At 31.6% G+C, this 13,096-nt stretch carries 12 protein-coding genes; 3 read left to right on the forward strand and 9 right to left on the reverse strand.

Annotated features, from left to right (window positions below; translation table 11 throughout):
* Nucleotides 1–358: 358 nt before the first annotated feature.
* Nucleotides 359–853, reverse strand: a complete 495-nt coding sequence (locus GKF99_RS08325) for a threonine/serine exporter family protein (protein WP_094207353.1) — start codon at nt 851–853, stop codon at nt 359–361.
* Nucleotides 853–1,647 carry a threonine/serine exporter family protein gene (locus GKF99_RS08330; protein ID WP_094207354.1) on the reverse strand — a complete coding sequence of 265 codons (795 nt, stop codon included), beginning with the start codon at nt 1,645–1,647 and terminating at the stop codon, nt 853–855. The genes GKF99_RS08325 and GKF99_RS08330 overlap by 1 nt, the downstream gene beginning before the upstream one ends.
* 44 nt (nt 1,648–1,691) lie before the next feature.
* Here GKF99_RS08330 and GKF99_RS08335 point away from each other — a divergent pair, with 44 nt between their 5' ends.
* Nucleotides 1,692–2,195 carry a nitroreductase family protein gene (locus GKF99_RS08335; protein ID WP_094207355.1) on the forward strand — a complete coding sequence of 168 codons (504 nt, stop codon included), beginning with the start codon at nt 1,692–1,694 and terminating at the stop codon, nt 2,193–2,195.
* A 54-nt stretch (nt 2,196–2,249) separates the two neighbouring features.
* Here the strand turns inward: GKF99_RS08335 and GKF99_RS08340 are convergent, their stop codons facing one another.
* The 7 genes from GKF99_RS08340 to ileS all read right to left on the reverse strand — a co-directional run bounded on the left by GKF99_RS08340 (nt 2,250) and on the right by ileS (nt 10,724).
* Nucleotides 2,250–3,365: an FAD-binding oxidoreductase gene (locus GKF99_RS08340; RefSeq protein ID WP_154273135.1), complete on the reverse strand. Its 1,116-nt coding sequence runs from the start codon at nt 3,363–3,365 to the stop codon at nt 2,250–2,252.
* A 9-nt stretch (nt 3,366–3,374) separates the two neighbouring features.
* Nucleotides 3,375–3,959, reverse strand: coding sequence for an Rnf-Nqr domain containing protein (locus GKF99_RS08345; RefSeq protein WP_002837117.1), 585 nt, complete (start codon nt 3,957–3,959; stop codon nt 3,375–3,377).
* Complete coding sequence (gene nqrD, locus GKF99_RS08350; protein WP_094207356.1) at nt 3,959–4,573, reverse strand: NADH:ubiquinone reductase (Na(+)-transporting) subunit D; 615 nt, start codon at nt 4,571–4,573, stop codon at nt 3,959–3,961. The genes GKF99_RS08345 and nqrD overlap by 1 nt, the downstream gene beginning before the upstream one ends.
* Complete coding sequence (locus GKF99_RS08355; protein ID WP_094207357.1) at nt 4,573–5,178, reverse strand: FMN-binding protein; 606 nt, start codon at nt 5,176–5,178, stop codon at nt 4,573–4,575. Before GKF99_RS08355 ends, nqrD begins: the two co-directional genes overlap by 1 nt.
* Nucleotides 5,171–6,166, reverse strand: a complete 996-nt coding sequence (locus GKF99_RS08360; RefSeq protein WP_242428101.1) for an RnfABCDGE type electron transport complex subunit D — start codon at nt 6,164–6,166, stop codon at nt 5,171–5,173. The genes GKF99_RS08355 and GKF99_RS08360 overlap by 8 nt, the downstream gene beginning before the upstream one ends.
* A 266-nt stretch (nt 6,167–6,432) precedes the next feature.
* Nucleotides 6,433–7,488 (reverse strand): lysylphosphatidylglycerol synthase transmembrane domain-containing protein, encoded by a 1,056-nt coding sequence (locus GKF99_RS08365; RefSeq protein WP_154273136.1) that lies wholly within the window; start codon nt 7,486–7,488, stop codon nt 6,433–6,435.
* A 128-nt stretch (nt 7,489–7,616) separates the two neighbouring features.
* Entirely contained in the window at nt 7,617–10,724 is a 3,108-nt protein-coding gene (ileS, locus tag GKF99_RS08370) for an isoleucine--tRNA ligase (RefSeq protein WP_094224907.1), read from the reverse strand.
* A 368-nt stretch (nt 10,725–11,092) separates the two neighbouring features.
* On the opposite strand from ileS, the gene GKF99_RS08375 reads away from it, so the two are divergent.
* Nucleotides 11,093–11,437 carry a DUF5684 domain-containing protein gene (locus GKF99_RS08375; RefSeq protein ID WP_094207361.1) on the forward strand — a complete coding sequence of 115 codons (345 nt, stop codon included), beginning with the start codon at nt 11,093–11,095 and terminating at the stop codon, nt 11,435–11,437.
* 9 nt (nt 11,438–11,446) lie between these two features.
* Complete coding sequence (locus GKF99_RS08380) at nt 11,447–12,994, forward strand: cell wall-binding repeat-containing protein (RefSeq protein WP_094207362.1); 1,548 nt, start codon at nt 11,447–11,449, stop codon at nt 12,992–12,994.
* The last annotated feature ends 102 nt before the right edge of the window (nt 12,995–13,096 follow it).

Here is a 13,096-nt window from a genome sequence, read left to right on the forward strand (position 1 = left end):
TTTTTTATTCTCACCGAATTATTGTTTGGTTTGTACTTCTCTCAAAGTATTTACTTTATTTAATTTATTAAGGTTCTATAGTTTGTTGTCTTAATGACAACTTTCTTCGCACTTTCGTAACGACTTTGTTAGTATATCATACTAACTTTTCTTTGTCAACACTTTTTCGAAATATTTTTCTTTCAAAATGTGTTTTCTTGAAATGTTACTTTAGTGAACTATTATAGTTTACTATCATCATTTCATTTTGTCAAGTGTTTTGTAAAACTTTTTTTATTTTCGTTTTACATGCATTACTTTCTTTTAAGTAATTTAAAAAGCACTTAACTCAAAGTGCTTTTATATAATATCAAGGTTTTTATTTATTGTCAAGTGTTTTTTTGTTTTTTATTTTAAAAATCGAATTTGTTTGTAAATGCTCTATTGTATTATGCTTAATCGACTTAGATGATAAGGATGCTACAAGTATTCCAAGAGCTATACTGGCGGCAAATAACATTGCATTTCTCGCATGTGAAAAAGCTAGTTTAGAATTTTGCTGAATTGTGTAATACATTGTGTAATACATATCTGCCCCTGGAACCAAAGAAATTATTCCTGGTATTACAAAAACTGTGACTGGCATGTGAACTTTTCTTGAAGCTATCTCTCCTATTATTCCTACGGCAATTGATGCAAACAGAGCTGCGATAAATTTATTGTTTAAAATCATTGTTAAATATTTGTAAACAAACCACGCTACAAATCCAGATACCATAACTATTTTATAAGACCTTTTTGGTGAATCGTAAAATAGCGAAAATCCTAATGTGGCAAATGATGAAATGATTGATTCTATAATTATATATATCATTAAATCGCCTCCATCATAACCGCAAAATACAATATACTACCAACACCTAGAGCTATACTCAACGCTGTAATCACAGCGTTAATCATAGAACTTATCCCAGATAATAAGTCCCCACTAAGTACATCTCTTACAGAGTTTGTAATGGAAACGCCAGGAACAAACGGCATGATACATCCAACGATAATACTGTTCATATCCAAAGCCACACTAAACATTCCAAAAATTTTCAATGTAACTAAAGTTAGAAATGTCATAAACGCAACTGTAATATATGTATTAACAAATTGTGGGTTTTCTTTTCGTTGAAAAAATCTAAAAACTAGCATTTCTAATATAGATATAAAGAAAGCTACGACAGGTTCAATAATGCCACCTACTAATAAATGTGCAAATAATCCTGAAGCTGCGGATGCCCCTAGGATGTACAATTTTTTATCTACAGCTCTATTATCTATTTTGTTTATTATTTCTATTGATTCATCCAAAGTGTACACATCTTTTACAAAATTTCTGGAAAAATTATTGATTTGATGAATTTTCCACAAATTTGTCGCCTTTGGAATTGTTCTTCTCATAGTAACAAGATCTCCAAAATCAAAACTCAAACATATAATTATACATGTATAAGATACGAATACATTTATTTTATTAACTTTTTGAATACTTTTACTCATTCTAAAAGCTGTATCTTCTACACGATATGTTTCTGCACCACTCTCGAGCAAAATTCTTGCAGTGTCAGCGACGACATCCATTAGATTTTGGCAATCTTCTTTTGTTTTAACAAATTGCAAAATATCTCCTCCAGTATTAAAATTATAACATATAGGAGGCAATTATGGATATTATCAAAAACAGAAGATCGAGAAGAAAATTTACATCTAAAAAAGTATCAATAGAAGATATGAAAAAAATCGTAGAAGCTGGAACCTATGCTCCAACCGGTATGAATAAACAAGACAACATAATCGTCGCTATTTCTGATGATAGTACAATGGAAAGCTTATTAAAATACATCAGAAAGCACTTAAACAATGAAAACTACAACGGATTTTATAATTGCAAAAATATGATTTTGATTTTGAGTCCACACGATAACAGAAATAGAAAATTCGACTGTGGATGTATAATGCAAAATATGATGTTAAAAGCTTGTGAACTAAATGTAGCAAATGTTTGGATTAATCAATTTTATGATTCTTATGATAGCGAACACATTAGAAAATTCTTACAATCTATAGACATCGATGAAGATTATGAAATAACTTGTGCACTTGCTTTAGGTCACAGCGAAGAAACCCCAAAAATCAAACCAAACAAATTTAGAACTAAATTTATCTAAAAAAAGATCGATTGAATTCTGACTCACAATCAGTTTTCAATCGATCTTTGTATTTTAGAAGTTATCGTAATAAATTCTGTCGTCAGTTACTCCAACTTCGTTCAATGCTTTTGTCAAAGACTCTATCATTCTTGGTGAACCGCATAGGTAAGCTGAGCTGTTCTTACCAGTTTCTTTGCAATATTTCTTGATTGCATCGTCAGCATGTCCAGTTTCTCCTTCCCAATTCATTTCAGGAGTTGTTCTTGACAATACTGGGATAAATTTGAAATCGTACAAATCTTCTTCAAATTCTTTCAATTCATCTAACAAGAATAAATCATCTGGAGTTTTGGCCCCAAAGTAGAATCTTGCTTTTCTCTTAACATCATGATCTCTCATATGGTTAAGGATAGATCTTATTGGTGCGAAGCCAGTTCCAGCTGCTCCCAATATAATTTCAGTATCTTCATCATGATAGTAGAAATCACCATAAGGACCATTAATAGTAACCTTATCGCCTTCTTTAAGAACTTTGTGGCAATAAGTTGTACAGATACCCTTGGTATAACCAATTAACAATTCTATATGTTTTTCATCTCTAATACTAGACGCAATAGAATATGCTCTGAATACTTCTTCATCTGATCCTTCATATCCATCGCCTTTTGGATATTCTTCTGCTTTTAATTGTACATATTGACCTGGTTTAAATTTGATTGTTTCTCCTTCTGGAAGTTCAAATCTAAACTTAGTTATTCTGTCAGTCAAAGGTAACTTTTCAACAAGAGTTGTTTCGTATTCTTTTACATTAAATAATTCTTCTGGAATTTGAATCGAAATATCTTTTTTAACTTTTACTTGACAAGATAATCTAACGCTATCGTTAAGTTCATCTTCTGTTAACATTGGTTTTTCTGTAGCAAGTACAGGACCTGCTCCATCCAAAACTTTTACTTTACAGTACCCGCATGATCCCTTTCCACCACAAGCTGATGGAATGAATACTTTTTGGTTTCTAAGTGTAGATAATAAACTATCTCCACCATATACCGTAAATTCTTTATCGTTATTAATAGTTAGTTTTACTTCACCATAATCTGCAATGTATTTATCTGCAAATGAAAGCAACAATGCAAATAATGCACACAACACAGACACTACAATTGTTGTAATAATTATTTGTCCCATGATTCCTCCTTATGATATTTGAACTATACCAGAGAATCCGATGAATGCCATCGCCATGATTCCAGTTATAATTAAAGTTAGAGGAGATCCTTGGAGACCTTTTGGCACAGATGAATCTTTGATTTTGGATCTAATTCCTGCCATTGATACAATTGCTAGCATCCAACCAAGTCCACTTCCTATTGCAAATCCAACTGTTTGCAAGAAGTTGTAGTTTCTGATTACCATGAACAAACTTACCCCTAAAATCGCACAGTTTACTGTGATAAGTGGCAAGAATATTCCCAATGCGTAATACAAGTTCGGAATGTATTTTTCCAAAATCATTTCCAATAATTGAACAAATGCTGCTATCGATATAATAAATATTATATATCTCAAATATTCTATATTAAATCTAACAACTAATTTGTATAAGAAAAAGTTGATTATAGTTGTGATTGTCAATACGAATGTTACAGCTATTCCCAATCCTGTTGCAGTTTCAATTTCTTTACTTACTGCTATGAATGAACACATTCCCAAAAAGTTTGAGAAAATCATGTTTGAAGTAAAGATTGATGCAAAAAATATAACTAAAGGACTAATTGTCATTACTTAGCATCTCCTTCCTTTTTAAGATGAGCATTAGCAATCCACATAACAATAGGTAAAATGAAGAATGCTGCTGGTGGCATAACCATCATTGTCCAAGGCACAAAACTTTCAGGCATTATTCTAAATCCAAATACACTACCGAATCCCAATAATTCTCTGACTAAAGCTATAAGCACAAGAACTACAGTATAACCCAAACCTGATGCCACACCATCTACAAAACTACTTACAGGATCGTTACTTATAGCAAATGCTTCTGCACGTCCCATTATTATACAGTTGGTAATAATCAATCCAACATAAGGTCCTAATGTTTTACTCATTTCTGGCATGTAAGCCTTTAAGAAAATATCAACTATTATTACGAAGAACGAAATAATAAATACTTGAACCATCATACGAATGTGTTTTGGAGTTACTTTTCTAAGTAAACTAATCACAAACGAAGAACATCCTGTAACAAACGCTAGGGCGAGTCCCATAACCACGGAGTTCATACACAAGTTTGTTACTGCTAATGTGGAACAAATTCCAATAATTTGAATAAGAACAGGGTTGTCATCAAGCAATCCATTTTTCAATAATTTAGTATATTTATTTGAATTAGCCATTATTTACCTCCATTCTCAATAAAGTCATTCACATCTTCATTAATCATATTAACAACAAATGTAGATGTTTGAGTTGCACCACTTATAGCATCAATATTCCCACCGTTTGCTGGTTTATTGATTACAATTTTACCGTCAACTGGCTTTGAAATATCCAAATCTCTATATTGGTTTTTGTATTCATCTTCTGTAATACGTCCACCCAAACCAGGAGTTTCGTTTTGTTTAATGAATTCTATTCCAACAAGTTTTTTCATATCTTTAGTTATTCCTACATATCCACTGATTGAACCCCAAAGACCTGGCCCGTTGATAGGAACTGCATAAGCTTTTTCTTCGCCATCTTGTTTTAAAATGTAAAGTTTATTACCCTTATAGTCTTCTTCTTCGACATTGTCTTTGAAAGTCTTGTCAATGTTTGATGCAGAAGTATCTTCAGGTAAGATATTAAATACATTTAAAATTTTTTGTTTTAATTCGATATCTTGATTGAATTCTATTGTAGGAGTTGTAACATGATTTAACAAAGCCAACGCTAATGTCAAAACTAGTGTCAATCCCAACATAAAAATTACTGGATATACGACTGATTTTTTCTTAGCCATTAACCTTGACCTCCTTATTTGCTTTTGCTTTTTTATTAGCTTTAACTTTATTTACACAATAATCAATTATTGGTGCAAAAGTATTGCCAATAAGAACTGCAAACATAACACCACCTGCAAATAGTGCAAATCCTCTTATAATTACAGTTACAATTCCTATTATGAAACCATAAATCCATTTACCAATTGGAGTCTTAGCTGCAGATACTGGATCTGTCGCCATGAACACTGTACCGAATAAGAATCCTCCCATTAACATTCCGTAAATAGGATTAGGAACAGAGGTTACACCTACTGCGTTAAAAATTAAACTTAATGCGCAAAAACCAAGCACACTTCCTGCCATAATTTGCCAACTTGCAACTTTTTTATAAATCAAATAAATCGCTCCAATAATAATCAAAACTTTGCAAGTTTCGCCGATAACGCCAGGAATTTGTCCTAAAAGCATAGTTGGAATTGTTTCAAATGCTGAGTTAACCTTAAATGCTGTCATTGGAGTTGGTTGTGTCATAGAATCCAATGATTGAGTTAAGTAAGTTCCAAATCCTCCAGGAAAACCACCTACAGCTTTGTTCCAATAAATAGTCATTTGTTGAGGAAAATTAACATAAATAAATACACGAGCCACTAAGGCTGGATTGAAAACATTTTTTGCGAATCCTCCAAAAACCATCTTCCCGAAAAATATACCAAACGCTATACCAACCGCTGAAATCCAAAAAGGAATAGATGGTGGTAATGTCATTGTATACAAACAGGATGTGACAATAGCTGCTTCAGATATTTTGTTTCTTTTGAATATCTTCGCGTTAGATAAATATTCAACAAGGCATGCAACAATTATGTTTAGCAAAAACAAAGCTAACACTCTTAGCCCATAAAAATATATCGCCACTAAAGCAATCGGCAAAAGAGCAAACATAACAGGATGCATCATTTTTTGTTTCATAAAATACTTATTATAAAACTCTTTCAAACCTTTCACCCCTTATAAAATTTTTTATATATAAAATCCATAAAATACGGATTTGTTTTCATTGATAAAAGCTTTTCATTATGTACTTAAAAAAATATTTCTTTTATTTATCATATCATAACTCCCCTCAAAATCAATGATAAAATTTGTTATTTTTAATAAGTACAATATCATGCACCAAATATATTGAGCATATATAATATACCCATTTGACTAAAAAAATATTTATCACGTATTATTTTTTAATAAAAAACGACCTAAATTAATAGATCGATCTACTGTTCTTGATTCAGTTTTATAAGACTGTTGTTTTTCTGATAATTTTTACGATTAGTCTTCACTAATAAAAAGTATAGCCCTGCAAAAGGAACCGCTAAGTAAAATGTAACAAATCTATTGATTGCCATAATACTAAACGCCAATGATTTTGGCATAAAAGAAGAATACACAAGCATCATGCTACCTTCGATAACTCCTACACCTCCAGGAATATGAACACTTTCGAATGAAATTGTAACCACAGCTTGGATTAGAACCAGAGTCATAAAATTATATGAATTTAGTCCAAATGATTTGTATAAGATTGCAGGAATTGCAAATGAAAACAAAAGCATCGGCATCGAAATGCACAATAATTTCGCAAAAACTTTTTTGTTATTTATCAAAAATTTTCCGAAATTTTTGTGTTCTTCTATAGTTTTTGTAATATCTTCTTCAGATTTGCTGAAACGTTTAAGAATTTTAAATTTGGAAAATACCGTGTTAAAAAATCTAATTACTCTAGCCGCCAATTCGCTATCAAACATTAAAAATCCTATTCCGATTACCAAGACCAATTGGCACACAATTCCATATATAACCAAGTACTTAAAATTAGAAACCGACGCAATTTTTCCGACTAAACCAAAAAGCATTGCTACAAAGAAAATAATTACCATAGACAAATGATAAATCCAATTAAAAGAAAGTAGTGAATTAATTGTAGTCAATGAATCAATATTATCCGTTCTCATTGTATGATATTGCAACGGTTGTCCAAGGCTACCTCCTGGAGATATCATACTGAAAAAATAATCTGTAAATGTATATCCGAAGCATCTTTTAAACGATACATCATATCCTTGTATACTTAGAAGATATTTGTATGATATAGCTTCCAGTAGAAAAAACATGAACATAGTCAAAACACACGCTGCTATGAAAACTGGTCCTATCTTTTTTATTACATCAAAAGCATCATCTGCTCCAATTTTATTTTTTATGAAAAAAATTACTCCTACACTAAATGCAAATACTAAAATTGCTCTTAAAATTGTGTTTTTGTTTTTCATCTTCCACCTCATATGATATAAGTATACCATTAGTGTAGTACAGTTTGCAATTAGTTTTTTTCATTGTTGACTTTTTGTATACTTTTGAAAGTAAAAAGCCTACCGAAATTAATCAGTAGGCTAATTCGTTATTTTCTTATAACTTCAATTCTAACATTTTCTCCATTCAAATCAACATCTTCACCATCTACATTTTCATCAATAATTATATCGACAGTCAATGTTTCATCTTTTATGAAGTCTTCATATTGTTCAATTGCTTTTTTAATATCATCTGTAGGATTGATTTTGATGATGATATTATCTAAAACATCAAAGTCATTTGATTTTCTCATTTGTTGAACTTTACTTACAAGTTCACGCGCATATCCTTCCATCAATAATTCATCAGTGATTTCTGTGTCCAAGATTACAAAATAATCTCCTTGCATTGTCACATCGAATCCTTCTTTGGAATTAATTCTTACATCAACGTAATCTCTCTTGATATCAATGTCTTCATCGTCTAATTTAATATTCAAATCTGATTTGTCTAGTTTTGATACGAAATCCTTGGCGTTTATATCTTTCAAATAATTTCCAAAAGATTTGATGTGTTTACCAAGAATACTACCTGCAACTTTGAAGTTAGGTTTTAGTTCGTAATTCATAAATTCAGACAAATCCTTCTTGTATTCGATATCTTTTAAGTTGATTTCTTCTTTGATTAAATCCTTGAACTCTTCAATCTTATCCTTAAATCTTTCATCTAGGACGATTTTCTTCAATGGTTGACGAACTTTAATATTCACTTCTTCACGAGAAGCTCTTGCAAGAGTTACAAAAGTTCTTACCATTTCCATCTTTTCTTCTAATTTATTGTCGATTAAATCTTCATTTACCTTATCGAAATAAGCTAAGTGAACTGATTTTTCGCCTGTTAAATCGTGATACATTTCTTCTGCTATAAATGGAGTAAATGGAGCAATTAATTTTGTAAGTCCAACTAATATTTCGTAAGTTGTGTTGTAAACAGATTTTTTGTCATCATCCATTTCTGTTTTCCAGAATCTTCTTCTGTTACGTCTGATGTACCAGTTTGATAAATCTTCTATTACAAAGTTAGAAATTTCTCTTGCAACTTTTGTATATTCAAATTGATCCATATTTTCAAAGTAGAATTTTTGTAGATTTGTAAACTTAGACAAAATCCATTTGTCAATTACAGCTCTGTCTTCGTATTCTACAAAATATTCTGTAGGGTCTGTTTCATCAGTTGTTGCATACATTTGGAAGAAGTTATAAGTGTTTCTGAATGATCTGAAGAATTTACTTTCAACTTCTTGTAAACCACTTACATCAAATTTTGTTGGAATCCATGGTGGAGATACATAAAGTGAGTAGAATCTAACAACGTCTGCTCCATATTTGTCGAATAGTTCAATCGGATCAATTGTGTTTCCTCTCGATTTACTCATCTTCTTTCCATCTTTATCCAAGATTAAATCATTTACCAAAACATTTTTGTATGGTGCTTTTCCTGTAATCATTGTAGAAATAGCTAACAATGAATAGAACCATCCACGTGTTTGGTCAATTCCTTCGTTGATAAAATCTGCTGGGAACACTTTATCAAAATCATCTGTATGTTCAAATGGCCAGTGTTGTTGTGCAAAAGGCATAGCTCCAGAGTCAAACCAAACGTCAATGACGTCTTTTTCTCTAGTCATTATTTCGCCACATTCTGGACATCTAATGTGAACATCATCAACGTATGGTCTGTGAAGTTCTATATTTTCATCGATATCTTCAATCGCCAATTCTTTTAATTCTTTTCTTGAACCAACAGAAAGTGTGTGATTACATTTATCACATTTCCAAATATTTAATGGAGTTCCCCAGTATCTATTTCTAGAAATTGCCCAGTCTTTAATATTTTCAAGCCAATTCCCAAATCTTCCTTCACCAACGTGATCTGGATACCAATTTACACCGTTATTGTTTTCAACTAATTTATCTTTTAGTTTACTAACTTCAATGTACCATGATGGTTTTGAATAATAAATAAGTGGTGTGTGACATCTCCAGCAGTGAGGATAATTGTGTTCAATTTTTTGTTTTCTGAATAATTTGTTTTCTTCTTTTAATCTTTGCAACACTTCTGGATCTGTATCCATAACGTGTTGGCCATCCCAAGGACCGCCAACGAATTTTCCTTCTTCATCAACAGGATTGATTAATGGCAAATCGTATCTTCTTCCTGTTTGATAGTCATCTTCCCCAAAAGCTGGTGCAGTGTGAACAATTCCTGTACCATCTTCAACAGTTACATAATCTGCACAAGTCACATGAAATGCTTTTTTGTTAACATCATAAATAGGCAAAAGTTGTTCGTATTCCATATACTCCATATCTTTACCCTTTAATTCTTTGATTAAAGTGTAGTCTTCGCCTTCGTGACCCAACAAATCGTGTGCTTTATTTTTTGCAAGATAAATTTTTTCTCCGTCTTTTTCTGCCAAAATATAATCGATATCTGGATGAACTGTCAAACAAACATTTGATGGCAATGTCCAAGGAGTTGTAGTCCACGCCAAGAAATATTCATCCGCATCTTTTCTTTTGAATTTAACATACGCTGTTGTAGTTTTGATATTTTCATAACCTTGTGCAACTTCGTGTGATGCAAGACCAGTACCACATCTTGGACAATACGGAAGGATTTTCGCTCCTTCGTAAATCAATCCGTCCTTGTACATTTTGTCAAGCAACGCCCACACTGATTCAATGTAATTATTGTCCAAAGTAATATATGGATCATCCATATCCACATTGTATGCCATTCTATCTGACATCTCTTGCCATTTTTCTCTGTAAGAAAATACAGATTTCTTACATTCTTCGTTGAACTTTTCTACGCCGTAATTTTCGATTTCTTTTTTATCGTGAAGACCAAGTTTCTTTTCAACTTCGATCTCAACTGGAAGACCATGAGTATCCCAACCAGCTTTTTTGTAAACTTTATATCCTTGCATAGTTTTATATCTGCAAGTCATATCCTTCAAAGTTCTACTTATAACGTGATGAATTCCTGGTTTTCCATTTGCAGTTGGAGGGCCATCATAGAACACATATCTATTTTCTTCATCTCTACTGTTGTAAGTTTCATTCAAAAGATCAATCTCTTTCCAATACTTACTAGTAGCCTGTTCACGTTCCTTAACAGGCTTCTTAGAAAGTTCCTTAAACTTTTTCATAAAAATATCTCCTTATAAAATAATTAAAAAATCCCCTGGAAATTAATTCCAAGGGACGAATAAACCGCGGTACCACCCTAATTGTGTAAACCTCTCATTTCTTGTAACGCCAAGTAATACGCACAGACCTATTAGATCTGTGAGCTTCTTTCAGATGATTCAAATATTTTTTAATTTATCCCTCTCACCAAACAGGATTCTCTGTAAAATTAATCAAAATATTCCGTTCTGATCACAGCTTTTAATAGAATTATAATAATATATTTTTAATAATTTGTCAAATATTTATAAAAATTATACAAAATTTCTCACGCTAATGCCAATAAATTGTTTTAAAAATGCTATAATAATATAAAGGAGTGATTAAAGTGATTACAACAACAATTGTATTATTTTTATATGTAATAAATGCAATAGGATTGTGGAAAATGTTTGAAAAAGCTGGAATATTTGGATTGTGGAGTTTTGTACCATTATTAAATATCTGGCTATTGTTCAAAATAGTTTATGGAACAGGAATTGCATCCCTGGCACTACTAATTCCAATAATAAATTTCTTTGTAATTTTGCATCTAAACTACTCACAAGTAAGAGTCTACGGACAAGAGGATTTGCTTTTCAAAATAATTTCAGTATTCTTTCCTCATCTTACAAGAGTATATATTGGATGGAGTGAGCTTGAATATATCGGACCCCTTAGATCTTTAGGTTAGGAGTTAAAAATGAAAAACTTTAAAAATTTTAAAATCGTTGTATTGGCATTTATATTAGCACTTTCAATATCAACGCCAACATTTTCAAAAAAGCAAATCGAAAAAGTATCAATAGAGGGTGAAAATAGATACGAAACAGCCCTACAAATATCAAAGATTTCGCATCCTAAAACATCCACCACAGCAATAATAGTAAATTCAGAAAAAATTGCAGATTCGTTGTCAGTAGGAGTGTTGGCACATAAAATAAATAGCCCGATACTTTTAACAGATTTTGCTAAAATTAACCAATCTACATTAAAAGAAATCCAAAGACTTAAATCTACAAATATTATACTTGTAGGTGGCACTCAAAGTATTTCCAAATCACAAGAAACAAATCTAATAAAACAAGGTTATAATGTAAGAAGAATATCTGGAAAAGACAGAATTGATACATCATTTGAAATAGCAAAAGAACTTTCTAATCTCAACCAAACAAAACAGTTCGACAATGCATTTTTAGTTCACTCTACCAAATCAATCGTAGATTCAGCAAGTGTCAGTGCAGCTGCATGTCGTATGAATAGTCCAATTTTATTCGTAGGAAATGATATAAAATCATTTAAAGAAAAACATGGAAACTATACATTCAATAACACATATCTAATAGGCGGAGCTACAGCAAAATTATTCAAAAATTTCCCAAATTCAAAAATTATTTATGGAAAAAACAGAAATGATACAAGTATGAAAATAGCCGACACATTTTTCAAAAATTCAAAATCTATTTTCTTAGCCAAAAACGGCGATCAAAGATTTTCTGAATTGATAGATTGCGTAACAGTAGCACCATTTGCAGCAAATGAAAAAAGTCCGATAATATTTGCATCAACAAAAAACAATCTAACAATAACAGAGAAAATTTTCTTCAATAAATTAAATCCCAATACAATAACATTAATCGGTGGTGGACTTCATAATAAATATGATGAAATAATCGGAAAAACTCCACCTAAAAAAGACTACGTATTATTAAATGTTGCACAAATCAACCAAAACAAAGCAGGTTTACCAATGGGATGCGAAGCAGCATCACTTCTGCAATGTCTACACTACAAAAACATCAAAACTAACACGAATATTAACCATTTTATAAAAGAAATGCCACTAGCAAAAGACAACAACCCAAATCATGGATTCGCAGGTTCACCTTTTAATATCGATGAAAGAATTTACCAATCAATATTCCCAGATCCATTAACAAAATGGGCTAAAAAATACGCAAACGCAGAAAATATTTCTGGCAAATCTTCAGAATATATAAGAGAAGAAATCTCAAAAGGAAACCCAGTAATATTCTTTGCGACATACAAATTCAGAAATCCAACATTTAAAGATTATTTCTGGGGAAAAAATGCCCTCTACAACGCACACGTAATGGTAGTTGATGGTTACGATAAAAACAGAATGCATATCGTAGATCCAGCAGAGGATAAACCAAATGGATATTGGATATCACGTTCACTTTTTGATAAAAGATACAACATCAAAAAATATGCAGTTGTTGTGAGATAATTTTATAATAGATACAACAAAAGCCTGAACTGACCCCAAAAAGTTGGACCCAAAATCAACTTAGAGGAGGTCAGTTTTTTCATGACAAAATATAGTACAAAA

This window comes from Finegoldia sp. BIOML-A2 (assembly GCF_009678315.1).
In the GTDB taxonomy this organism is placed as follows: domain Bacteria; phylum Bacillota; class Clostridia; order Tissierellales; family Peptoniphilaceae; genus Finegoldia; species Finegoldia magna.

Bases quoted from the DNA above. Each gene is read 5' to 3' on its own strand.
- GKF99_RS08340 (WP_154273135.1), bottom strand. From the start codon at position 3,365: ATGGGACAAATAATTATTACAACAATTGTAGTGTCTGTGTTGTGTGCA.
- GKF99_RS08365 (WP_154273136.1), bottom strand. From the start codon at position 7,488: ATGAAAAACAAAAACACAATTTTAAGAGCAATTTTAGTATTTGCATTT.
- GKF99_RS08345 (WP_002837117.1), bottom strand. From the start codon at position 3,959: ATGACAATTAGTCCTTTAGTTATATTTTTTGCATCAATCTTTACTTCA.
- GKF99_RS08335 (WP_094207355.1), top strand. From the start codon at position 1,692: ATGGATATTATCAAAAACAGAAGATCGAGAAGAAAATTTACATCTAAA.
- GKF99_RS08380 (WP_094207362.1), top strand. From the start codon at position 11,447: ATGAAAAACTTTAAAAATTTTAAAATCGTTGTATTGGCATTTATATTA.
- GKF99_RS08355 (WP_094207357.1), bottom strand. From the start codon at position 5,178: ATGGCTAAGAAAAAATCAGTCGTATATCCAGTAATTTTTATGTTGGGA.
- GKF99_RS08325 (WP_094207353.1), bottom strand. From the start codon at position 853: ATGATATATATAATTATAGAATCAATCATTTCATCATTTGCCACATTA.
- nqrD (WP_094207356.1), bottom strand. From the start codon at position 4,573: ATGGCTAATTCAAATAAATATACTAAATTATTGAAAAATGGATTGCTT.
- ileS (WP_094224907.1), bottom strand. From the start codon at position 10,724: ATGAAAAAGTTTAAGGAACTTTCTAAGAAGCCTGTTAAGGAACGTGAA.